Below are 23,502 nucleotides of genomic sequence, written 5' to 3' on the forward strand. Positions count from 1 at the left end.
ACCTTGTCCCTTTGTCGTCAACGGTCCCGCTATTCTAGCGCCGGACCCGCCGAAAAGGTTGATCCTGCTCATGAGCCAAGCGCCCCTCGTCCTGGTGGACGGTTCTTCGTACCTGTACCGCGCCTTTCACGCGCTGCCACCTCTGACCACGTCCAAAGGCCTGCCTACCGGCGCGGTGAAGGGCGTGTTGAACATGCTCAAGAGTCTGCGCAAGCAGTACCCGGATAGCCCGTTCGCCGTCGTATTCGATGCCAAGGGTGGGACCTTTCGCGATGACATGTACGCCGAATACAAGGCTAACCGTCCCAGCATGCCGGACGACATGCGCGTACAAATCGAACCCCTGCACGCCAGCGTCATCGCCATGGGCTTCCCGCTGCTGTGCGTCGAAGGCGTCGAAGCCGATGACGTGATCGGCACGCTGGCCCGCAGCAGCGCAGCCGCTCAGCGTCCGGTGGTGATCTCCACCGGCGACAAGGACATGGCGCAGTTGGTCGACGGGCACATTACCTTGGTCAACACCATGACCGGTAGCGCCATGGATGTGGCTGGCGTGAAGGAGAAATTCGGCGTCGCTCCCGAGCAGATCATCGACTATCTGGCCTTGATGGGCGATTCCTCCGACAACATCCCCGGCGTTCCGGGTATCGGGCCGAAGACTGCATCGGGCTTGCTGGTGGGGGTTAACGGCGGCCTGGTCGAGCTGTATGAACAGCTCGATATCGTCCCGACCCTGCCGATTCGTGGGGCGAAAACCCTGCCTGCCAAGCTCGAGGAACACCGGGAGATGGCGTTCCTTTCCTATCAGTTGGCGACCATCAAGGTCGATGTGCCGCTGGACGTCGGCCTGGACGACCTGCACCTGCGCGAGCCAGACCGGGAAAAGCTCGCCGAACTCTACGCCCTGCTCGAGTTCAAGAGCTGGCTCGACGAACTGCAGCGCGACGCCAAACGGGTCGAACTCAAGGCTGCTGCCGAGCCGGCGCCGGTGGCGGATCTGCTGAGTGCGGTGGAGCCCGAAGAGGCGGCACCTGCGCAGGCACAATACGAGACGATCCTCGATCAAGCGCGTTTCGACGTCTGGCTGGAAAAATTGCGTAACGCCCCGCTGTTCGCCTTCGACACCGAAACCACCGGGATCGATGCCCAGCAGGCGCAATTGGTCGGCCTGTCGTTTGCGGTCAAGGCCAACGAAGCGGCCTACATTCCGCTGACCCATTCCTACATTGGTGTGCCTGAGCAACTGGACCGCGATACAGTCCTGCGCGCTCTCAAGCCGCTGCTGGAAGACCCGCAGAAGCTCAAGGTCGGCCAGCATGCCAAGTTCGACATCAACATCCTGGCCAACTGTGCCATCGGTGGCGATCAGACTTGCGGCATCACGGTACGCGGCGTGGCATTCGACACCATGCTCGAATCCTACGTACTCAATTCCACCGCGACCCGGCACGATATGGACAGCCTGGCGCAGAAGTACCTGGACCACACCACTGTGAGTTTCCAGGACATCGCCGGCAAGGGCGCCAAGCAGCTGACATTCGACCAGATCGCCCTGGAGCAGGCTGGTCCGTATGCCGCCGAGGATGCCGATGTGACCCTGCGCCTGCATCAGGCCTTGCACGAAAAACTCACGGCGATTCCTAGCCTGGCCAGCGTGCTCAGCGATATTGAAATGCCTCTGGTGCCGGTGCTGGCGCGAATCGAACGCCAGGGCGCACTGGTGGATGACAAACTGCTGGGTGAGCAAAGCGTCGAACTGGGCGAGAAGATGATTGCCCTGGAGCGTGAGGCCTTTGAAATCGCTGGCGAACCTTTCAATCTCGGCTCGCCCAAGCAGTTGGGGGTGATTCTTTACGAGAAACTCGGCTACCCGGTGCTGAAGAAAACCGCCAAGGGGCAGCCCTCCACGGCTGAAGAAGTGTTGGCCAAGCTGGCGGAAGAAGACTACCAGCTGCCGAAAGTGCTGATGCAGTACCGCTCCATGAGCAAACTCAAAAGCACTTACACCGACCGTCTGCCGGAGCAGATCAACCCGCGTACCGGGCGGATTCATACCTCCTATCACCAGGCGGTGGCCTCCACCGGGCGTCTGTCGTCCAGCGATCCGAACCTGCAGAACATTCCGGTGCGTACCGCCGAGGGGCGGCGCATTCGCCAGGCATTCGTCGCGCCAGCGGGCTACAAACTGCTGGCTGCGGACTATTCGCAGATCGAGCTGCGGATCATGGCGCACCTGTCCCGTGACGAAGGGCTGCTCAATGCCTTCCGCAATAATCTCGACGTGCACACCGCCACTGCCGCCGAAGTCTTCCGGGTCGAGCTCGAGCAGGTCAGCATCGAGCAGCGGCGCAGCGCCAAGGCCATCAACTTCGGCCTGATCTACGGCATGGGCGCGCAGAAGCTGGGCAAGGACATCGGCGTCGACACCAAGCAGGCCAAGGCCTACATCGACACCTACTTCGCCCGCTATCCGGGTGTGCGTGAGTATATGGATCGCACCCGTGCTCAGGCCGCGGACCAGGGCTATGTGGAAACGATTTTCGGACGTCGCCTCTATCTGCCGGAAATCAACTCGAACAAGCCGCAGGAACGCGCGGCGGCTGAGCGCACCGCGATCAATGCGCCGATGCAGGGCACGGCAGCCGATATCATCAAAAAGGCCATGGTGGCTGTGGATAACTGGCTGACCAGTTCCGGCCTGGATGCCAAAGTCATTTTGCAGGTACACGATGAATTGGTGCTGGAAGTGCGCGAGGACCTGGTCGATCAGGTTCGCGAGGAAATTCGTGGGCACATGAGCGGTGCGGCGAACCTGGATGTGCCGCTTTTGGTTGAAGTGGGTGTAGGAAACAACTGGGATGAGGCCCATTAAGGGCGTTTTTCAGGGAGTTTTTGCGTGAGTTGCCGCGGCATAGTGTCGCGGTAATGGGCTCGAAAAGGCTTAGTTCGAAAAAATCTTGGGGTTATTCCCAATCGATTTTGCCCGCCTGCGGAACTAAACCAGTGAATTGCCACTCAGAGTTACTGAATGGGTGGTGAAGCCCTTCGATGCTCCTATGTTGTGTTAAGTGTTGGCAGATATCTGGACCCCGCCCTAGCGGTCCGGAGTACTTAAACCCCGAACTCTCCCTCCCCATATGAGTTTCGGGGTTTTTTTTGCCTGGAATTCGACCCTGCTCTCTGTAGGCGCGAGCCTGCTCGCGAAAAACCTGAGGGCGCGTCGCACCTTCAGAATGCCCGCGTTATCGTTTGGCGTTTTTCGCGAGCAGGCTCGCCACTACAGTTGTAGGTGTTATTCCGCGCCTTTGTCAGCCAGTTCCATCCAGTCCGCCAATACAGTGTAGGCCTCTTCCAGGCCCAGGCGTTTTGGTGCTGAAAACAGTTGGATGGTCACGGTTTCGCCCCAGCCTTTGCGGATTTCGGCCTGGACTTTAAGCAGGGTGTTTTTGGCCGCGCCATAGGTCAGCTTATCGGCCTTGGTCAGCAGTACATGCATCGGCATGCCGCTGGCTACGGCCCAATCGAGCATCAGCAGGTCGAAGTCGGTCATTGGATGACGGATGTCCATCATCAGGATCAACCCCTTCAAACTCTCGCGGCTGCCCAGGTAGGCTTCCAGGTGGCGCTGCCAGTGCTGTTTCAGTGGGATAGGAACTTTTGCGTAACCGTAGCCCGGAAGGTCGACCAGACGCCGTTCTTCGTCTAGCTTGAAGAAATTCAACAGTTGCGTGCGCCCTGGGGTTTTCGAGGTGCGTGCCAGGCTGGCATGGGTGAGGGTGTTCAGCGCGCTGGATTTGCCGGCGTTGGAACGCCCGGCGAAGGCGACTTCGAAGCCGTCGTCGTCAGGGCATTGATCGACTTTGGCGGCGCTGAGCATGAAAGTGGACTGTTGGCACAGGCCGAGGATGGGGTTCTTGAGTTGCATGGGATTTCCGATGTGGGCGGTGCCGAGAATGGTCGCAAAGAGCAGCGTCGTTTCCGTTTCAGTAACGCCAGTATATAATGCCGCAGATTTTGTGTGCGCTTTGTCCCAGCGTAGGATGAAGTTCACGAGAGCGACAGACCTTGATTGCGCATTAGAACGCAGCACGCTCTCAACCCTGAAAAGGTCGTTTTATGACGAAATGGCTGCTGGCTATCGGTGTCTTGATGCCGCTTTGTAGCGCGCAGGCTACACAGGATCCGGAAGCCGTGTACAACCGTGTTTGTGGGGCCTGTCATTCCGGCCAACTCCCAACGGCGCCTCGCAAGGGCGATCAGGAAGCTTGGGCGCCGAGACTGGCGCAAGGTATGGAGACGCTGGTGCAACACGTGACCCAGGGTTTCAAGGCGATGCCGCCGCGTGGTTTGTGCATGGACTGCAGTGCCGAGGATTACCGAGCCATCATCCACTGGATGAGCGAGTGATCCCGGTCCATAACTCTTTAACCCTTAGCCGTAGTTGGATTAGCTGATGAACAAATTGATCGTGAGTCTGCTGTTGACCGTGGGGATCTCCGGCATTGCCCATGCTGCAGGTGATGCGAAAGCTGGTCAGGCGAAGGCCGCAGTGTGCGGTGCCTGCCATGGCCCAGATGGCAACAGCATGGCGCCTAACTTTCCAAAACTGGCGGGTCAGGGTGAGCGTTACCTCGACAAGCAACTGCACGACATCAAGTCGGGCAAGCGCACTGTTCTGGAAATGACCGGCCTGCTGACCAACCTGAGTGATCAGGACCTGGCGGATATTGCGGCGTACTTCGCCAGCCAGAAAGGCAGTGTAGGCGCAGCAGATCCGAAAGTCGTGGCTCGCGGTGAAGAACTGTTCCGCGGCGGGAATCTGGAAAAAGGTATGCCATCGTGCACCGGTTGCCACTCCCCTAACGGTGTCGGCAACGCTGCAGCGGGCTTCCCGCACTTGGGTGGTCAGCATGCTCAGTATATCGCCAAGCAATTAACCGATTTCCGCGAGGGTAACCGTACCAACGACGGTGATGCGAAAATCATGCAAAGTATTTCGGCCAAGCTGAGCAACAAGGACATCGAAGCGGTGTCCAGCTATATCCAGGGCCTGCACTAAGGCCCCTTGAGCGAGCGTGGTGCGTGAGGTTCTACCCGCGCCACGTTAACGCTCGATTAATCCTTCGATGCAAGCATAAAAAGGGTGGCTTTGGCCGCCCTTTTTTGTGGCCGCTGCCGTTACACTAGAGAACTCAAGCCCGCCATGACCTGTCAGAAGCAAGGTCGCGCGAGGCACTCAAATTGTCCAGGAGTAAAGCATGCGTAAACTGATTCTCAGCGCCGCACTGGTTGCTGCCAGCTTGTTCGGCATGACCGCACAGGCGGCCGAACCGCTTGAAGCCGGTAAGCAATACGTCGAACTGAGCAGCGCTGTTCCGGTGGCTGTGCCGGGCAAGATCGAAGTCGTGGAGTTGTTCTGGTATGGCTGCCCGCATTGCTACGCGTTTGAGCCAACCATCAATCCATGGGCGGAAAAACTGCCAGCCGATGTGAACTTCGTGCGTATTCCGGCGATGTTCGGTGGCATCTGGAACGTTCACGGCCAGTTGTTCATCACCCTCGAAGCCATGGGTGTCGAGCACAAGGTCCACAAGGCCGTGTTCGAAGCCATCCACGGTGGCAAGAAGCTCGCTACCCCGGAAGAAATGGCTGAGTTCCTCGCCGGTGAAGGCGTCGACAAGGACAAGTTCCTCAGCACCTACAACTCGTTCGCTGTCAAAGGCAAGGTCGAGGATGCCAAGAAGAAGGCCCAGGCCTATCAGATCTCCGGCGTACCGACCATGGTCGTCAACGGCAAGTACCGCTTTGACCTGGGCAGCGCCGGTGGTCCGGAAGCTGCCTTGAACGTTGCCGATCAACTGATCGCCAAGGAGCGCGCCGCTCAGTAAGCGGCGCACGCCATGCGTCGCTGGGGCACTGAACGCCTCGTTGGCCTGCATGATCCGCGGGTCAACGAGCACCATCTGGAGTCTTCTGGCTTGCCCGAAGACAGTCGGCTGCGTCTGCTCAGCTTCAATATCCAGGTGGGCATCAGTACCGAGCGTTATCGGCACTACCTGACCCGGGGTTGGCAGCACCTGCTGCCGCACACCGGGCGCGCCGACAATTTGCAAAAAATCGGCAACCTGTTGAACGACTATGACCTGGTAGCGTTGCAGGAGGCTGATGGCGGCAGTCTGCGCTCAGGCTACGTCAATCAGGTCGAGCACCTGGCCCAGCTCGGCGCCTTCCCCTACTGGTATCAGCAACTCAATCGCAACCTCGGACGGCTCGCCCAGCACAGCAACGGCGTGCTCAGTCGACTGCGCCCGTGGGCGATTGAAGATCATCCGCTGCCAGGCCCGAAAGGCCGTGGGGCGATCCTGGTGCGTTTCGGCGAAGGCCCCGAGGCCTTGGTGGTGGTGATGATGCACCTGGCGCTCGGCGCCCGTGTGCGCACGATGCAACTGGCTTACATTCGCGAGTTGATCGGCAACTACAAGCACCAGGTGCTGATGGGCGACATGAACACCCATGCCAGTGATTTGCTGCAAAGCTCGCCACTGCGCGATCTCGGTTTGCTGGCGCCGCAAGTCGAGGCGACATTCCCCAGTTGGCGTCCGCAACGCTGCCTGGATCACATCCTGCTCAGCCCGAGCCTGACCCTCGAACGGGTCGAAGTGCTGGCGCAGCCGATTTCCGATCACCTGCCGGTCGCGGTAGAGATTCGTCTGCCGGGTTCGCTCACGGCCGATGCATTGCCCGCGTTGAGTCCTGCCCTTCGCGGAACCCCTGAATGAGCGACGAAGCAAACCGCTGGAAAGAGAAGTACCTCCAAAGTATCGAACAACAGGAAAAACTCGAACGGCGCTGGGACGCACGTCTCGACCTGCTGCGTCGCGGACTGGTGCGTAGCACATTGGCGGCTGAGGGGACGGACCGTGCAGTTGACCAGTGCATGAAGGAAATGCGTGAAGTCATCCGCACCGACGACATGGATGCCGGCCTCGCCGCCCTGCTGCCGCGTCTGGAAAAGGCCGTACTGGATTCCGAGCAGCGACGCGAAACCCGTGTCGATCAGATTGCGACGGCGTTGGCCGAGCTGGTCAAACAGCTACAAGGCCTGCCACTGCCGCGTGAGGTCAGCCGGCCGCTGAAGACCTTCGCCAAGCAACTGGACGGACGCGTGGGACAGGCGCGCGAGATTCCGCTGTTACTGGGTGAGCTGAGTGGTTTGCAGGGGCGGGCGCTCAGTCTGTTGGAGCAACCCGCCGAGCCGAATCGTCCCGGCTTGTTGCAGCGCCTGTTTGGCGGGCGTGAGCTGGATGTCGAAGTCCGGGATGAATCCACGCCAGCGACCGTGACTGCAAGCGCACCGCTCGCTCCCGTGCATCAGGCTCAGGAGCCTTCTACTGCGGCTGGCGAGGCCGCAGTGGACGCTGATGTAGCCATACTGGAAGAGCCCGCTGTCGAGGTTTCCATGCTCACGCCAGCGATGACATCCGACATGACGTCGCCCGCCATCGAGCCGATCCAGGAGCCGCAGGAGACGCTGGCACTGTCGCCAGCGATGGTCGAGAACCCCGCCGAGCACGACCCGGAGCGCGCTGAGCAGGAGGCGCTCTACGCCCTGCCGGATTCACCCGAGCCTTCTTACAGCTCCGTGGCCAAGCATATCGAGGGGACGCTGCTGGGGCTGCTGGATGATTTGTCGCTGCCAGAACGACATCGTCCGCAGGCCGAAGCGATGCGTGAACGCCTGAAAAACGGCTTGAACTGGTATGAATTGCTACCGATTCTCGACGATCTGGCGGTACTGATGCTGGCCATCACCGACAGCGGCCAGCACGAGTTCGAGGTGTACCTCAAGCAACTCAACGAGCGCCTGGAGTCGTTCCAGAGCAATCTGCAAGCTGCCAGCGAGGGACATGCCGACAACCGCTCCGCAGCGCAGCAGCTCGATTCGCAGATCCGCGAGCAGGTCGATGGTCTGCAGAGCAGCATGCATCAGGCGGCAGACCTGGCGGGTCTCAAGCAGGTGCTGGAGAACCATCTCGAAGGCCTGCTGGGTACCATGGACGAGCACCGCAAGCAGCGCGATCAACGTGAGCAGGAAGTCGCCTTACGCCTGCAAGGCCTGGCGGACCGGGTGGCGAGCATGGAACATGAGGCCCAGGGCTATCGCGAGCACCTTGAAGAGCAGCGGCAGAAGGCTCTGGTCGATCCCTTGACCGGGTTACCCAATCGGGCCGCCTGGAGCGAGCGCCTGCAACACGAAATCGGCCAATGGCAACAGCATGGCAATACCCTGTTGCTGGCGATGCTCGATCTCGATCATTTCAAGCGAATTAACGATAACTATGGTCACCTGGCTGGCGATAAAGTGTTGAAGATTATCGCCACGGTGTTGCGCAAACGCCTGAGGGGGGCGGACTTCATTGCCCGTTTTGGCGGTGAAGAGTTCGTTCTGCTATTGCCGAATACGCCGCAGGCAGCCGGAATAAAACTGTTGCAGTCGTTGCGCGCGGCCATCGAGGCCTGCCCATTTCACTTCAAGGGTGAGCCAGTGACCATCACGGCTTCGATCGGTGTCTCCGCCTTCCGTGCCGGTGAGCACAGCGATGTGGTGCTCAAACGGGCCGATCAAGCCTTGTACCGGGCGAAGGATGCCGGTCGCAATCGGGTCGAGCCTGGCTGATCCATTTGTCCCTTTTTGTTAAATCCCCATAGGGGAGGTGGGCAGTACGTTACACTGTTGCATTACTGCCATCAGCGTACTGCCTTCACCATGAAATTTCTCGCCCTGCTTGTTTCCCTTCTCGTCCTGGCTGGTTGTGCCAGCGGTCCGCGTATCGACACCAGTCATCCCTCGGTCAATCACGACAGCCGCGTGCAGTTCGTGGTGGTTCATTACACCTCTGCTTCTCTGGAGCGCTCGTTGGCATTGTTGACCCACGGCGAAGTCAGCAGTCACTACCTGGTCGGCGACGACAAGAACGCCACCATCTTTAAGTTGGTAGACGAGAATCTGCGTGCCTGGCACGCCGGCGAAAGTGAATGGCAGGGCCGGACCTGGCTGAACTCCAGTTCCATCGGTATCGAGATCGTCAATCCGGGGTTTCGCGATACGCCAACAGGACGGGTCTGGTATCCCTACAGCGAAGCTCAGGTGCAATCCTTGATCTTCCTGCTCAAGGACATCAAGCAACGTTATGGGCTCAACCCGCGCCAGATCATCGGACACAGCGACATTGCACCCCTGCGCAAGCTCGATCCGGGGCCGTTGTTCCCATGGAAGCGCCTGGCTGACGCAGGCGTGGCGCTCTGGCCGAATGAACAGGCGGTAGCACGTCAACAGGCGGTATTCGCGACCCAACTGCCGAGCATCAGTTGGTTCCAGGAACAGTTGTCCCACTTGGGCTACACCACGCCCCAGACTGGCGAGCTGGATGTCGCAACACGGCATGTGTTGGCGGCCTTCCAGATGCGTTTCCGGCCATCACGCTTCGACGGCGCTCCGGACGCGCAAAGTGCCGCGATCCTTCAGGTGTTGAATCAGACAAAATAATGACGCCCGCCCGACGGTCCGGGCGAAATTCCCATCAGTAGCTATAACTCATTGGTAATCCTTTGGATGTTCAATGATGGCGGCCGCCCGAGAGACCTTGCGCAGTTGGTTTTATCGCCCCTGGACCTTGGCGATAGTGGCGGCTGCCCTCAGCGCGGTGTTATTGCTGGCGGGTAGTTTGGGCGTGGCCTTGCGTCAGGTGCAGCAACGCGAAAGCGAGCAGATGAACAGCCAGGGCGAACGCTTTCTGGAGCGCCTGGAGCAACTGTTCGGGCAATTGCGCGAAGGCCTGGACGATCTGGAAGCCCAGCCGTTGCGTGGCTGTGACATGAAAATGTTCAGCACCTTACAGCAGGTCAGTTTCAGCTACCGCTTCGTCTATGAAGCGGCCTACATCGACAAGACCCAATTCTGCTCCAACCGACCTCATCAGGAAGCCCTGTCGGCGATCCGTCCGCCTGACATCAAGGGGCCGACCTACAGCTATTGGCTGAACACCTCCACCGAACCCGACGAAAACCGCGCGGCCTTGATGTTGGGTCGAGGTAACTTTCGGGTAGCGACCTCGCGCGGGCACTTGACCGACATGGTCGACCTGACGCCCGGCAGCAGTCTGTTGGTGATTCTCGACCACGGCACCCGTGCAATTCCGGTGCTGGGCGCCCCGCAAGCCTGGCCACCGTCCGAGCCCTGGTCACCGTTCAGCAGTGAGCCTTTGCAGATCACCCAGAACAGGCTGATCTACCGCATGCCCACCAATAACCCCGAATACCAATTGGTGCTGATTTCCCCACGCACCGCCATGCACCTGCCGACGCTGTGGTGGTGGCTGGTGCCGGCGAGCCTGGTATTGGGCCTGAGCATCGGGGCGCTGGTGTTTCTGTTGGCCAGGCAGCGGCAGTCGATGGGAGGGGAGCTGCAGGGGGCGCTCAAGCGCGGCGAGCTGCAGGTTTTGTATCAGCCGATCTTCGACCTGCGCGATCGCCAATGCGTCGGTGCCGAAGCCCTGCTGCGCTGGCGTCGACCGGACGGCACGCTGACCAGTCCGGACCTGTTCATCCCTATGGCAGAGGACAGCGGCCAGATTCGCCAGATCACTGACTTTGTCCTGCAGCGACTGTTGGAGCAACTGGGCCAGTTATTGCGTGCCAATCCGCACTTGTATGTCTCGGTCAATCTGGCGGCCTGCGATGTGATGGTGCCAAGGATTGGTGAAGTCATGGCTCGCCTGCTGGATCTGCATCGTGTCGAGGCCCGACAGATTGCGTTCGAGGTCACTGAGCGTGGCCTGATCGACGTCGTGGTGGCGCGGGAAAACCTGCAAGCCCTGCGCGATGCCGGACATCAGGTGTTGATTGATGATTTCGGTACCGGTTACTGCAGTCTGGCTTACTTGCAGACCTTGCCGGTGGATTGCCTGAAGATCGACAAGGCCTTCATTGATGCGCTGGGTCATGACGCGGCCAGCAGCGGGGTCGCGCCGCACATCATTCGCATGGCCCATGCCTTGGATCTCAAGGTGATCGCCGAAGGCATTGAATATGAAGCCCAGGCGATGTACTTGAGCAGCGAGGGCGTCAACTATGGCCAGGGTTGGTTGTTCGCCCATGCATTGAGCGCCATGCAGTTGATAGAGCTGGTGACGCGAGGGCGTCGGCAGGGCCCGCGACGCATCGACGACGAGGCCTGAGCGGCCTTTACAGAGGTAGCGCCATGTAGAACTGCGTGCCCTGCCCTGGGCGCGAGTAAACGCCCATGCGCCCGCTGTGCAACTGAACGATTTCCTTGCACAGGGCCAAGCCGAGCCCGGCGCCACCCTTCTTGCGTCCGACCTGAACGAACGGCTCGAATATACGTCCCTGCTGGCCATAGGCGATGCCTTCGCCGTTGTCTTCGACGCTGACAATTACCCGTTCGCCATGGCGGCGTGCCTGAAGACGGATTTGTCCGTTGGTGCCGGTGTGACGCAAGGCGTTGTCGATCAGGTTGTCCAATACCCGGTCGAGTTGAGCCTGGTCGGCCTGCAGGCGTGGCAACGGACTTTGAATTTCCAGCAGCAATTCAATGGATTGCGCGCGTGAGCGGTCGACGAAACGCTCGCGCGCCTGTGCCAGTAGATCGTCGATGTTGCAGGGCGCCAGGGTGAGTTTTTGCAGGCCGTTTTGATACCGGGAGAAATTCAGCAGGTCGTTGATCAGTTGCATCAAACGCTGCATTTCTTCCTGCACGGTATCGAGCAGGTCTTTTTCACGGGAGTTTTCCGGAAAATGCGCGCGTTCGCGAAACAGGCCGAACGCCATGTGCATGCCGGTCACAGGCGTGCGCAATTCATGCGAGGCGCGTAGGACAAATTCGCTACGCACCCGTTCGAACGCGCGCTGTTCGGTGACGTCATGCAGCACCATCACAGCGCCCAATATGTGGCCTTCGGCAGGACTGACCGGGGTCAGGCTGTAGGTCAGCAGTCGCGATTCGCCATCGACTTCGATGCTCAAATCCTCGGGTGCGCGCTCCAGGGAGCCGCCGCGCAATACCAGGCGCAGTTGTTCGTCGAGCTCCGGGCGTTGCAGGGCGGTGCCCAAACCGACGCCGAGACGATCATCCTCCCAGCCCAGCTGGCGTTGAGCCACTGGGTTCATGTGCTCCAGGCGGCCTTGCCGATCGATCATCAGCAGGCCGTCATCAATGCTGTCGAGTACCGCTTGCAAGCGTTGCTGACCGGCGAGTAGTTCGTCGACATTGGTTGCCTGATGCTCGCGCAATGCCTGGGCCATGATCCCGAAACGGCGTGTCAGTTGGTTCATTTCCGCTGACTGGGAGATCGGCAGGGTGACATCAAAGTTGCCCTGGCCGATGTGGTCCGCTGCCTTGGCCAAGGCTTCAATTGGCCCACCAAAACGTCGGGCAATGCCGTGGGCGGTAATGAAACCGATGATCAGCACAGCCAGGGCAACCAGTCCCAGCGAACCGGCGACCAGCAACGCACGCTCCCGGGCTGCGCGTTGGGTGTTGTTGATGTTCTCCAGTGCCAGCTTGTGTTCGTTGATCAGGCCATTGCGCAGGATGTCGAATTTCTCCGTGAGCTCCTCATTGCCTCTCAAGCTGGCAGTCGGTTGCTGCGCATTGAAGGCCTTGAGGAAGCTCAGGTAGTCGTCACGGGCCTGCTGGAAACCATGGTGGCCGTTATCGAGGGTGTTTTCATGGGCAATGCCCTCCTCCAGCAGCTCGAAATAATGCCGTTCGACTTTTTCCAGCGCCGCCAGATCCGGCTTGTCGTCCAGCATGATCATGAACTGGTCGCCCAGGCTCTGGCGCAATTTGAGACCCAGGTCGAGGGTGATGAAGTTGTCGCGAATCAGCACTTCCTGATTGCTGGCCATTTGCATCACGCTCACCAGGCCTAGCACCAGCCCCAGCAAGGCCACCGTCATCAGCGCCGAGATGCTGAGAAACAGTCGGGTGCGCAACTTCATCGCCAGCTTCATGAGGAGGCGCTCACAAGTTGTACTGTTTGCGTTTGCGGTACAGCGTCGAGGCGTCGATGCCCAGGGTTTTCGCCGCCTGATCAAGGGTCGCGGCACTGGCGAGGACCGCACCGATGTGGGCCTTTTCCAGCTCATCTAGGCTCAGGGCCGCGCCGATACGAGGAGCGTTGTTGGTGGGTTGCTCGGCCATCCCCAGATGGCTGATCTCGACCCGTTCCTGCGGGCAAATGATGCTTGCCCGTTCTACCACGTTGCGCAATTCGCGGATGTTGCCGGGCCAACGGTAGCCGAGCATTGCCTCGCGAGCCTCATCGCTGAAGCCGCGAGCGGGCCGCGCGTACTCCTTGACGAACCGGGCCAGGAAACGGTCAGCCAGGGTCAGAATGTCCTCGGCACGCTCGCGCAGTGGCGGCAGGTGCAAGGTGATGACATTCAAGCGGTACAGCAGGTCTTCGCGAAAGCGCCCGTCGCGGACCATGTCTTCCAGGTTGAGGTTGGTGGCGGCGAGGATCCGCACGTCGGCGCGGCGAGTCACCGGGTCGCCAACCCGTTCGTACTCCTTGTCTTGAATGAAACGCAGCAACTTGGGTTGCAAGGTCAGGGGAAAATCGCCGATCTCGTCGAGAAATAGCGTTCCGCCATCGGCCTGGTTGACTCGACCCAGGGTGCTTTCGCTGGCGCCGGTAAACGCGCCGCGGCTGTGACCGAACAGCTCGCTTTCCATCAGTTCAGCGGTCAAGGATGGGCAGTTGATCGTTACGCAGGACTTCTTCGCCCGTTTGCTCCAACCGTGAATCGCGCGAGCCAGCTCACCCTTGCCGGTACCGGACTCACCAAGGATCAGGATGTTGGCGTCGGTGCTCGCCACCTGGCGAGCCGTTTCCAGTACGACTTTCATGGCCGGGCTATGGGAATCGAGGCCGTCACTGGGCTTGCGCATTTCGCCTTCAAGCGCTTCCAGGCGGGCGGAAAGCTGCCGGACTTCCAATTGCTTGGCGGTCGCCAGGCGCAATTGGTCGGGGCTGCAAGGTTTGACCAGGTAATCGGCGGCGCCCGCCTGGATGGCGTCGACGGCGGTGTCCACGGCGGAGTGAGCCGTCACAATCACCACGCGCATCCATGGGGCCTGGATTCGCATTTGGGCCAGTACGTCGAGACCGTTGTCTTCACCCAGGCGCAGATCGAGAAAGCACAGATCGAAGACCTGACGCTGCAGCAGGGCATCGGCCTGAGCGGCGCTGTTGGCCGTTGCAACGTTGTAGCCTTCGTCTTCCAGGCAGTAACGGAAGGTACGCAGGATGGCGGATTCATCGTCCACCAGGAGAATGCGGCCTTGGTGCTCGTTGGCAGATTCCATTTTTCCTACGCTCCTTAAATGAATGATCTTAGTTAGTCACGCCCGAATCGGGCAAGTTGCATGGTTTATTCTGGGCGCTTGCGCGTCGGACGCGGTAGTCCTTTGCCGAAATTGTAGGTAAGTCTCTAATTTTTATCGGTTTTCTTGCAAAAGTGCTTTGTCTGACCTACGACTGCCTATTTTTCTGACATCTACGTCCCCTCATCCATTCCAAAATATTTTCGATTTCCTACGATTTCATCGGGCAATTCGCACGACTCTCCATCATGCATCGTGCAGGATGCGTTCGGATTCAATTGGGGATCATATGTAACTTATTGATTTTATTGATTATTTATCCGTGACGATTTTTGGCATGCAGGCTGCAATGTATTGATCAACCCGGGGCGATCAAGAAGCCGCCCTCAAACCGATTACCACCAGTGTGGGAGGAGTTTCAGGATGATTCGCCAACGTGCCGCCCAATTGCGTTTTTCGCCACTGTATCTCCAGCAAGGTCTGTTCACGGTGCTAGCGCTGGTGATCACCTTGATTGGCGGCCAGCAATTCATGCTCTGGCAACACAGCCAGCAACCTGATGCTGCGATTCCTGCTACTCATCATTTCACCCAGACACACTTCAGTGCCGTCAGCAGCCGGTCTGCGGAAGCTGGCGCTGTGCGAATGCTGGACGTCGACCAGGCGCAGGGCGCCTTTGACGTGCCACGGCAGGAACGCTGGATTTTCTAAGTGACAAAACCGATGCCATCTGAAGGCATGGGGAACAGCAAGACCTCAAATAAAGCGTAAGGAGAATCATCATGCTGAGTTGGGCAATCACATTCTTGATCATTGCCATTGTCGCCGCTGTTCTGGGCTTCGGTGGTATCGCGGGCACCGCCACGGGTATCGCCAAGATTCTCTTTGTCGTGTTCCTGGTGATGTTTGTTGTGTCGTTCTTCTTCGGCCGTCGTGGTCGAGGCTGACCTGAGGCCTCGAATGCTAGGTGCTGGCCGCCACCCTTGGGGTGGCAGTGCCAGTGCAAGCGGCAAGGAAGCGATGTTGTTAAAGCGAATTGAAAACCGAAAGAGTTGGACGCCAATTCTTTCCTTTACGCCCACCCGAGGAGGGTGTGTGTATGACCAAGGGGCCGGGACGTTCTGATTGCTGCAGGATCGGAGTGACCTACGGGTACAGGGAGTGCCTGCGAAAAGGGCCGGGTCAGGCAAGCAGCGCCGTCTATTTACCTACCGGTTATGGTGGAGTCGATAGACGGCGTACTTATGTGTGCGGAAATTGATCCAAAGCATTTGCAGCTATTTCAATCAGCACTATCGTCATCCCCAAGCGTTTCCTCGTGTTTCCTGGTGACCGTATATCGAGAAATTTTCGACTAATTTCTGATCATTTTTCGACGCGTCGCGTAGGGAAAATCTCGTTTTTTTGTACATAATTGACTGATCAATTAATCACCAGTCTCCTCTGCGATGGCCGGTACACGGCACTTATGCCTGCCGAAATGTCGCATTCGAACCGGTTGGGACGGCCGTTTTGTTTGAAAAAACTCATGCCGATTCGGCATGGGGTAGGCGTTTACGGCATTAGACGCGGTGTCCTTGCATCGGAATAGTTGCGCCTTTTTTCGCCTGCCGAAGAGCCGTAACACGCGCCTCGGGCGACCTTATACGGGGGCCGATGCACGAACTTCTACACCATAGGGTGTTGCAGTTCTGGCATCGGTCCGAGATAAACAAAAGTAAGGGTAATGATATGAAGAAGGCAAAGCTTAGCCTCGCCTGGCAGATCCTCATCGGTCTGGTCCTGGGTATAGCAATCGGCGCACTGCTCAACCATTTCAGTGCTGAAAAAGCCTGGTGGGTCAGTAACGTCCTGCAACCAGCGGGCGATATCTTTATCCGTCTGATCAAGATGATCGTGATCCCGATCGTGATTTCTTCGCTGATCGTCGGCATTGCCGGTGTGGGGGATGCGAAGAAACTCGGGCGCATCGGTCTGAAGACCATCATTTACTTTGAAATCGTCACCACCATCGCCATTCTGGTGGGTCTGGTACTGGCCAACGTGTTCCACCCGGGCGCCGGCATCGACATGAGCACCCTGGGTACCGTGGATATTTCCAAGTACCAGGCGACGGCGGCGGAAGTCCAGCATGAGCATGCGTTCATCGAAACCATCCTCAACCTGATCCCGTCGAACATCTTTGCCGCCATGGCGCGTGGCGAGATGCTGCCGATCATCTTCTTCTCGGTACTGTTCGGTCTCGGTCTGTCGAGCCTGCAGTCGGACCTGCGCGAGCCGCTGGTGAAGATGTTCCAGGGCGTATCGGAAAGCATGTTCAAGGTCACTCACATGATCATGAACTACGCCCCGATCGGCGTGTTCGCACTGATCGCCGTGACCGTGGCCAATTTCGGCTTCGCGTCCCTGCTGCCGCTGGCCAAATTGGTGATCCTGGTTTACTTCGCCATCGCCTTCTTCGCCTTCGTGATCCTGGGCCTGATCGCTCGCCTGTTTGGCTTCTCGGTGATCAAGCTGATGCGCATCTTCAAGGATGAGCTGGTGCTGGCTTACTCCACCGCCAGCTCCGAGACCGTGCTGCCGCGTGTGATCGAGAAGATGGAAGCCTACGGTGCGCCGAAGGCCATTTGCAGCTTCGTGGTACCGACCGGCTACTCGTTCAACCTCGACGGTTCGACCCTGTACCAGAGCATCGCGGCAATCTTCATCGCCCAGCTGTACGGCATCGACCTGTCGATCAGCCAGCAGTTGCTGCTGGTTCTGACCCTGATGGTCACCTCCAAGGGCATTGCTGGCGTGCCGGGCGTCTCCTTCGTGGTGCTGCTGGCGACCCTGGGCAGCGTTGGCATTCCGCTGGAAGGCCTGGCGTTCATTGCCGGTGTCGACCGTGTCATGGACATGGCCCGTACCGCACTCAACGTAATCGGCAACGCCCTGGCGGTTCTGGTTATCGCGCGTTGGGAAGGTATGTACGACGATGCCAAGGGCCAGCGCTACTGGAACTCCCTGCCGCACTGGCGCAGCAAAGACAAACTGCCTGCGGGCGAGGCGTCGAAGAACTGATCAGCGCTTGGTGATCATGCAAACCCCGGAGAAATCCGGGGTTTGTCGTTTCTGTACACCCCGCTATCATTCGCCGCATCTTCTGGGGGATATGACTGATGCTCAATGGCCTGTGGCTTGGCTTTTTCATCGTGGCGGCCATTTCGGCCATGGCGCAGTGGCTGGTCGGCGGTAATGCCGGAATCTTTGCCGCCATGGTCGAGAGCATTTTTGCCATGGCCAAGCTGTCGGTGGAAGTCATGGTGCTGCTGTTTGGCACCCTGACCCTGTGGCTGGGCTTTTTGCGGATCGCCGAGAAGGCAGGCATCGTCGAGTGGCTGGCGAAGGCCCTGGGACCGCTGTTCCTGCGCTTGATGCCGGAAGTGCCGCCGGGCCACCCGGCCATCGGCCTGATCACCCTGAATTTTGCCGCCAACGGCCTGGGCCTGGACAATGCGGCCACGCCCATCGGCCTCAAGGCGATGAAAGCCCTGCAGGAGCTCAACCCCAGCGCCACAGTGGCCAGCAATGCGCAGATCCTGTTCCTGGTGCTCAATGCGTCGTCGCTGACCCTGCTGCCAGTCACTATCTTTATGTACCGCGCCCAGCAAGGCGCGCCGGACCCGACGCTGGTGTTCCTGCCGATCCTGCTGGCGACCAGTTGCTCGACCCTGGTGGGGCTGCTGTCGGTGGCCTTCATGCAGCGTTTGCGCCTGTGGGACCCGGTGGTGCTCGCCTACCTGATTCCCGGTGCCCTGGCCCTCGGCGGCTTCATGGCGCTGCTGGCAACGCTCTCGGCCACCGCCCTGGCTGGCCTTTCCTCAATCCTCGGCAACCTGACGCTGTTCGGCCTGATCATGCTCTTCCTGGTGATCGGCGCGCTGCGCAAGGTCAAGGTCTACGAGGCCTTCGTCGAAGGCGCCAAGGAAGGTTTCGACGTCGCTAAGAACCTGCTGCCGTACCTGGTCGCCATGCTCTGCGCGGTGGGCGTACTGCGCGCCTCCGGGGCGCTGGATTTTGGCCTCGACGGCATTCGCCATCTGGTCGAGTGGGCGGGTTGGGATACGCGTTTTGTCGACGCCTTGCCGACCGCAATGGTCAAGCCGTTTTCCGGCAGCGCCGCGCGGGCGATGTTGATCGAGACCATGAAGACCTCGGGCGTCGACAGCTTCCCGGCGCTGGTGGCCGCGACCATCCAGGGCAGTACCGAAACCACCTTCTACGTGCTGGCGGTGTACTTCGGTGCGGTGGGTATTCAGCGGGCGCGGCATGCGGTGGGCTGCGCGCTGCTGGCGGAGCTGGCTGGGGTGCTGGCGGCGATCGGAGTGTGCTACTGGTTCTTCGGTTGAACCACTGACCCGCAGAATCCTGCAGGTCAGCCATTCAAGGCTTGGCGGGCACGTTCTTCTGGCCCTGTTCCACGGTCCAGGCAATCACTTGGCGGGTCAGTTCATCCCCGGCCCGGCCGAATCCGCTGACCACGCCAGGTACCTGCACGTCACTCACCGGTTGGCGGACCTCGAAGCGCTTGCTGGCGAGGATACGTTGGTCGGTGCCGCGCACCAGCAACGCATCCAGGCGGATCACCACCTGCACACTGTTGCCCTGATATTCGGTCTGGAACGCCTGCAGGTTGCCGGCCAGTTCCAGATCGGTCTGCAAGTTGGCGTCGTCAGTGCTCAGCAATTGCACCCGACCATCCTCGGCAAAGCCGTCGAGCAGGCGGTTGCGCAGCAGCATCGGTGCCCGGTCGCTCCAGCGCGAGGCCTTGTAACTGCTGATCAGGTCGCCCTGGGGAATCACCGCGATGCGTGAGCTGTTGAGCACATCGCTGGCTTGCGGCTTGGACACTCGCAGCGACCAGCTGACGGCGGGCGCCTGTGTCGCCGACCCAGGGCTGTGGGCTGCCGGCAGGCGATAGACGTCCTGCGGGTCGCCCTTGGGTAAAATCGAACAGGCGCCGGTCAGCGCCAGGCTGGCCAGCAGCGTCCCGTGGGCCAGGGTGCGGAAGACGCGCTTCATGGGGTGAACTCCTTGTCTGTCTCGTGGCCGAGCAGGTAACCGCTGGGATTGGATTCCAGGCGCCGGGAGATGGCCCGCAACGAGCCCAGGGTGTCGCGCAGCTCGCGTATGGCCGGGGCCAGGCTGTTGAGCCCCTGCATGCCGTTGCCCAGCGCTTCCTGATTATTGGTCAGCAGGGTATTGATGGTGGCCGTGCTCTGCTCCAGGGACTTCATCGCCTGCTCGGCGCTGCCGAACATCTGCTTGCCATTGTTGTTGAGCAACCCATTGGCGTTGCGCATCAGCAAGGTGGTCTGTTCCAGCGCGGCGCTGGCCTGCTTGCCGATAGACGCCAGTTGGCGCATGGCCTGCAGGATATCGCCACGCTGATCGTTGATGGTGCCGGTGGTTTGCTCGAGGTTTTCCAGTGTCTTGCTCAGGCGCTCGACGTTTTGCGGCGAGAGTACCTGGTTGGCGTTGTACAGCAGTTGATTGACGCTGCTCATCACGTCGTCACTGTTGTTGAGCAAGCGTGCGATGGGCGACGGCGAGGCGACGATGACCGGTAGCTTGCCGTTGTTGCCACGCAATTCCGGGCTCTGCGGTGTGCCACCGCTGAGCTGGATCAGCGACGTGCCGGTGATACCGGTCAATGCCAGCTTGGCTTGGGTGTCTTCCTTGATCGGGGTCTCGCCACCGAGGCGGATGCGCGCCAGCACCCGGCGCGGGTCCTTGGGGTCGAGGCGCAAACTGACCACGTCGCCGACCTTGATCCCGCTGTACTGCACCGCGCTGCCCTTGGACAGGCCACTGACCGCTTCGTTAAAGACCACCTCGTAGTCCTTGAACTCGGTGTCGACGCTGGACTTGGCCAGCCACAGACCGAACAGCAAGGCACCGGCCACTACCAGGACGGTGAACAGGCCGATCAATACATGATGGGCTCGGGTTTCCATGTCATACCTCGTTGGACGGTGAAGCGGCCGTCAGCGCCGCGCGGCCACGGGGGCCATGAAAGTATTCGTGAATCCAGGCGTCATCGGTTTCCGAAACAACATCGATGGCATCCGCCACCAGCACTTTCTTCTGTGCCAATACCGCCACCCGGTCAGTAATGGTGTAGAGGGTGTCGAGGTCATGGGTTACCAGGAACACGCTCAGGCCCAATGCATCACGCAGGGTCAGGATCAACTGGTCGAACGCGGCTGCGCCAATCGGGTCGAGGCCGGCGGTGGGCTCGTCGAGAAACAGGATATCCGGGTCCAGCGCCAGGGCCCGGGCCAGCGCCGCACGCTTGATCATGCCGCCGGACAGCGAGGCCGGGTATTTGTCGGCGGCTGACAGCGGCAAACCGGCCAGAGCCAGTTTGACCGCCGCCAGGTGCTCAGCGTCGGCGCGACTCAGGCCTGCGTGCTCGATCAGCGGCAGCGCGACGTTCTCGGTCACGGTCAGTGACGAGAACAAGGCGCCCTTCTGAAACAGCACGCCGAAGCGTCGTTCAATCAGCGAGCGCTCGTGTTCCGGCAGGCTGGGCAGGTTCTTGCCGAACACCTTCACACTGCCCCCGCTGGGCTGGCGCAAGCCGATGATGCTGCGCAGCAGGACCGATTTACCGCTGCCGGAGCCGCCAACCACGGCAAGAATCTCGCCCTTGTACAAATCCAGGTCGAGATTTTCGTGCACGCTCTGCTTGCCGAAGCGATTGCACAGCCCACGCACTTCGATCACCGCCTCGCTGGGCGCACGGGGTACTCGACTCACCAGCCCATCTCCATGAAGAACAGCGCGGCGACCGCATCCAGCACAATCACCACGAAAATCGACTGCACCACGCTTGAGGTGGTGTGGGCGCCAACGGATTCGGCGCTGCCGCTGACCTTGAAGCCTTCCAGACAGCCAACCGCGGCAATCAGGAAGGCAAAAATCGGCGCCTTGACCATGCCGACGAGGAAGTGCTGAACGCCGATGTCCGATTGCAGCAGCGCGAGGAACATTGCCGGCGAAATGCCCAAGGAAATCGCACACACCACCCCGCCGCCGATAATCCCTGAGAGCATCGCCATAAAGGTCAGCATCGGCAGTGCCACCAGCAGCGCGAGAACTCGGGGCACCACCAGCAACTCCATGGGATCGAGACCCAGGGTGCGGATGGCGTCGATTTCTTCATTGGCCTTCATTGAACCGATTTGCGCGGTAAAAGCACTGGCGGTGCGGCCCGCCATTAGGATCGCGGTGAGCAGCACGGCGAACTCCCGCAGGAACGAAAACGCCACCAGGTCGACGGTGAAAATGGTCGCGCCGAAATTGGCCAGCACCGTGGCGCCGAGGAACGCCACTACGGCGCCCACCAGGAAGGTCAGCAGGGCGACGATGGGCGCGGCGTCGAGCCCGGTTTGTTCAATGTGCGCCACCACCGGGGTGATGCGCCAGCGCGAGGGGCGAAATAGGCCGCGGGCGATGGTTTCGAGGATCAGGCCGACGAATCCGAGCAGTTGCAGGGTGTCCTTCCAGACGGTGTCCACTGCCCGGCCGATCCGTGTCAGCAACTGAACACCGACGCTGATTTCCGGCTCCTTGACCGGAATACAGAAGTCGCTCATCGAGCAATAGACCGTCTGCAGCAACGCCCGGTCGGCGCTGGAGAGGCTGCAATCGGGGTGTTCGGCGGATTTGCCGAGGCGTTCGGCGCCCAACAGCTCAACCAACAGCGAAGCGCCGGCGGTGTCGAGCGCGCCGAGACTATTGAGGTCGATGTGGGTGCGCTCGTCGTATTGGCCCTTGAGGGTTTCGCTCAGGTGTTTGAGGGCTGCGTAGTGGGCGAGCGTCCAGTCGCCGCTAACCCTTAGTTGGGTTGGGCTTTGCGAGGTGTCGAGTTGGGCATTGCCGGCGATCGTATTGCTCATAAGCTCCGTGCTTGTTCAGCTGATACGCAGTGCTACGTAATAGCACGATCCTTGTTACTTTGCCTGGTTCGCCGGTGGGTTGTCTTGACCTGTGTCGCTGACCACGAAGCGCAGCACGCCAATCACCTGACCATCTTCGGTCAGGACTCGCACCTGCCATTTACCGGCCGGGTTGGGCGGGAAGTTCTTCTTGTGAGTCCAGGCACGGTAGCCTTCCTTGCGACCGCCGTGAATATCCAGGGCAATGCGGTCGACTTCCTTACCGTTGAACGTCCATACGTGATAAATCCGCTCGTCCAGACCGCGCGGCGCGTTGATGGCGGTGTAGGCATACAGGCCATCGCCGCGTAGTTGGCCGACGTTGACTTCATCCAGGCTGTCGCCGGGCGTGCGGTCTTGCAATTGCGTGCTGATCGCCACTTCAGTCATCCACAGGGTGGCCGGTGGCACCCAGGAGCGCATGAACCAGCCAGTGGCGCCGATGGCGACGGTGATGCACAGCACGCTCAGGCCGCCGCGCAAGGTACGTATCGGAAAGATCGAGGCCAGGCTGGGGAAGGACAACAGCATGGCGATGCCCAGGGCCAGCTTGAAGCTCTGCGCGGTGGTCAGGTGGAGGATGATCGGCAGCGCCGTGAGCAAGGCGGCGAACAGCGTCAGCGTGTGCATGGCCAGGAACAGCCAGCGCTGCGGCGCCAGCCACTTGTAGTAGAGCGGATCGGTGATGGAGATCAGCGCCGCAGCGCCCAGCAGCCCTGTAAATACCAGCTGTCCGCTGTTCCAGGTAGTGGTGATGAAAAAGAATGGCAGGACGAAAAACAGGCTTTCCTGATGGATCATCTGCGTCGCATAGCGCAGCAAAGGCTGGGGGATTTCGCGCTTGAAGACCTTGGCGAACAGCTGGGTCAGACTGTTCTCCAGCATCAGCCAGACCCAGCTGACCAGCATGATGATCGCAATCCAGGTCGCCAGGCCTTGTTGGCGGTCGACCAGGATGAAGCTGCCAACCCCCGAGATGAAACCGCCGAGCGCAATGACTCCCGGGTAGCGCTTCATCAGTTCGAGGATGCGCTGTACGTAGAGGGTCAAATTCGGCATGGGACAGTTCACAGTGGTTGTAGGAAAACCCTCACAGGATACCGCCGGGAT

General features: G+C 59.9%; 20 protein-coding genes. 12 read left to right on the forward strand and 8 right to left on the reverse strand.

Annotated features, from left to right (window positions below):
• The first annotated feature begins 70 nt into the window (after positions 1 to 70).
• Positions 71 to 2,872, forward strand: a complete 2,802-nt coding sequence (polA, locus tag NR126_RS04850; RefSeq protein WP_027616602.1) for a DNA polymerase I — start codon at positions 71 to 73, stop codon at positions 2,870 to 2,872.
• A gap of 420 nt (positions 2,873 to 3,292) precedes the next feature.
• Here the strand turns inward: polA and yihA are convergent, their stop codons facing one another.
• A complete protein-coding gene (gene yihA / locus NR126_RS04855; protein WP_027616601.1) occupies positions 3,293 to 3,925 on the reverse strand; it encodes a ribosome biogenesis GTP-binding protein YihA/YsxC in 633 nt (210 codons plus the stop codon).
• 191 nt (positions 3,926 to 4,116) lie between these two features.
• Here yihA and NR126_RS04860 point away from each other — a divergent pair, with 191 nt between their 5' ends.
• The 7 genes from NR126_RS04860 to NR126_RS04890 all read left to right on the forward strand — a co-directional run bounded on the left by NR126_RS04860 (position 4,117) and on the right by NR126_RS04890 (position 11,237).
• On the forward strand, positions 4,117 to 4,407 hold the full coding sequence (locus NR126_RS04860; protein WP_027616600.1) for a cytochrome c5 family protein: 291 nt from the start codon (positions 4,117 to 4,119) through the stop codon (positions 4,405 to 4,407).
• Positions 4,408 to 4,453: 46 nt separating this feature from the next.
• Positions 4,454 to 5,059: a cytochrome c4 gene (locus NR126_RS04865; RefSeq protein ID WP_027616599.1), complete on the forward strand. Its 606-nt coding sequence runs from the start codon at positions 4,454 to 4,456 to the stop codon at positions 5,057 to 5,059.
• 199 nt (positions 5,060 to 5,258) lie between these two features.
• Positions 5,259 to 5,888: a thiol:disulfide interchange protein DsbA/DsbL gene (locus tag NR126_RS04870; protein ID WP_027616598.1), complete on the forward strand. Its 630-nt coding sequence runs from the start codon at positions 5,259 to 5,261 to the stop codon at positions 5,886 to 5,888.
• A 12-nt stretch (positions 5,889 to 5,900) separates the two neighbouring features.
• Entirely contained in the window at positions 5,901 to 6,779 is an 879-nt protein-coding gene (locus NR126_RS04875) for an endonuclease/exonuclease/phosphatase family protein (protein ID WP_027616597.1), read from the forward strand.
• The gene (locus tag NR126_RS04880) at positions 6,776 to 8,677 is read left to right on the forward strand and encodes a diguanylate cyclase (protein WP_256829801.1); all 1,902 of its coding nucleotides are present in this window, start codon (positions 6,776 to 6,778) and stop codon (positions 8,675 to 8,677) included. The genes NR126_RS04875 and NR126_RS04880 overlap by 4 nt, the downstream gene beginning before the upstream one ends.
• A gap of 90 nt (positions 8,678 to 8,767) precedes the next feature.
• Complete coding sequence (locus NR126_RS04885) at positions 8,768 to 9,547, forward strand: N-acetylmuramoyl-L-alanine amidase (RefSeq protein WP_105753495.1); 780 nt, start codon at positions 8,768 to 8,770, stop codon at positions 9,545 to 9,547.
• 73 nt (positions 9,548 to 9,620) lie between these two features.
• Positions 9,621 to 11,237, forward strand: a complete 1,617-nt coding sequence (locus tag NR126_RS04890; RefSeq protein ID WP_027616594.1) for an EAL domain-containing protein — start codon at positions 9,621 to 9,623, stop codon at positions 11,235 to 11,237.
• A 7-nt stretch (positions 11,238 to 11,244) separates the two neighbouring features.
• On the opposite strand, the gene NR126_RS04895 is transcribed toward NR126_RS04890, so the two are convergent.
• On the reverse strand, positions 11,245 to 13,032 hold the full coding sequence (locus NR126_RS04895) for an ATP-binding protein (RefSeq protein ID WP_256829802.1): 1,788 nt from the start codon (positions 13,030 to 13,032) through the stop codon (positions 11,245 to 11,247).
• A 10-nt stretch (positions 13,033 to 13,042) separates the two neighbouring features.
• A complete protein-coding gene (gene algB, locus NR126_RS04900; RefSeq protein ID WP_027616592.1) occupies positions 13,043 to 14,389 on the reverse strand; it encodes a sigma-54-dependent response regulator transcription factor AlgB in 1,347 nt (448 codons plus the stop codon).
• A gap of 441 nt (positions 14,390 to 14,830) precedes the next feature.
• Here algB and NR126_RS04905 point away from each other — a divergent pair, with 441 nt between their 5' ends.
• From NR126_RS04905 to NR126_RS04920, 4 genes are all read left to right on the forward strand, one after another.
• A complete protein-coding gene (locus NR126_RS04905; protein ID WP_027616591.1) occupies positions 14,831 to 15,118 on the forward strand; it encodes a hypothetical protein in 288 nt (95 codons plus the stop codon).
• Positions 15,119 to 15,189: 71 nt separating this feature from the next.
• Positions 15,190 to 15,354 carry a DUF1328 domain-containing protein gene (locus NR126_RS04910; protein ID WP_002555679.1) on the forward strand — a complete coding sequence of 55 codons (165 nt, stop codon included), beginning with the start codon at positions 15,190 to 15,192 and terminating at the stop codon, positions 15,352 to 15,354.
• A 784-nt stretch (positions 15,355 to 16,138) separates the two neighbouring features.
• Positions 16,139 to 17,470: a glutamate/aspartate:proton symporter GltP gene (gene gltP, locus NR126_RS04915; RefSeq protein ID WP_027616590.1), complete on the forward strand. Its 1,332-nt coding sequence runs from the start codon at positions 16,139 to 16,141 to the stop codon at positions 17,468 to 17,470.
• A 98-nt stretch (positions 17,471 to 17,568) separates the two neighbouring features.
• The gene (locus NR126_RS04920) at positions 17,569 to 18,798 is read left to right on the forward strand and encodes a nucleoside recognition domain-containing protein (protein ID WP_027616589.1); all 1,230 of its coding nucleotides are present in this window, start codon (positions 17,569 to 17,571) and stop codon (positions 18,796 to 18,798) included.
• 34 nt (positions 18,799 to 18,832) lie between these two features.
• Here the strand turns inward: NR126_RS04920 and NR126_RS04925 are convergent, their stop codons facing one another.
• The 5 genes from NR126_RS04925 to NR126_RS04945 are packed head-to-tail and all read right to left on the reverse strand — an operon-like array spanning position 18,833 to position 23,451.
• Positions 18,833 to 19,471 carry an ABC-type transport auxiliary lipoprotein family protein gene (locus NR126_RS04925; RefSeq protein WP_027616588.1) on the reverse strand — a complete coding sequence of 213 codons (639 nt, stop codon included), beginning with the start codon at positions 19,469 to 19,471 and terminating at the stop codon, positions 18,833 to 18,835.
• Positions 19,468 to 20,406, reverse strand: a complete 939-nt coding sequence (locus NR126_RS04930) for an MlaD family protein (RefSeq protein WP_256829804.1) — start codon at positions 20,404 to 20,406, stop codon at positions 19,468 to 19,470. The genes NR126_RS04925 and NR126_RS04930 overlap by 4 nt, the downstream gene beginning before the upstream one ends.
• A 1-nt stretch (position 20,407) precedes the next feature.
• On the reverse strand, positions 20,408 to 21,211 hold the full coding sequence (locus tag NR126_RS04935; RefSeq protein ID WP_256829805.1) for an ATP-binding cassette domain-containing protein: 804 nt from the start codon (positions 21,209 to 21,211) through the stop codon (positions 20,408 to 20,410).
• The gene (locus NR126_RS04940; protein WP_033865956.1) at positions 21,208 to 22,353 is read right to left on the reverse strand and encodes an ABC transporter permease; all 1,146 of its coding nucleotides are present in this window, start codon (positions 22,351 to 22,353) and stop codon (positions 21,208 to 21,210) included. The genes NR126_RS04935 and NR126_RS04940 overlap by 4 nt, the downstream gene beginning before the upstream one ends.
• A gap of 54 nt (positions 22,354 to 22,407) precedes the next feature.
• Positions 22,408 to 23,451 carry a DUF5924 family protein gene (locus tag NR126_RS04945; protein WP_256829806.1) on the reverse strand — a complete coding sequence of 348 codons (1,044 nt, stop codon included), beginning with the start codon at positions 23,449 to 23,451 and terminating at the stop codon, positions 22,408 to 22,410.
• Positions 23,452 to 23,502 lie beyond the last annotated feature (51 nt).

This window comes from Pseudomonas sp. Pse1 (assembly GCF_024519635.1).
Classification (GTDB): Bacteria; Pseudomonadota; Gammaproteobacteria; order Pseudomonadales; family Pseudomonadaceae; genus Aquipseudomonas.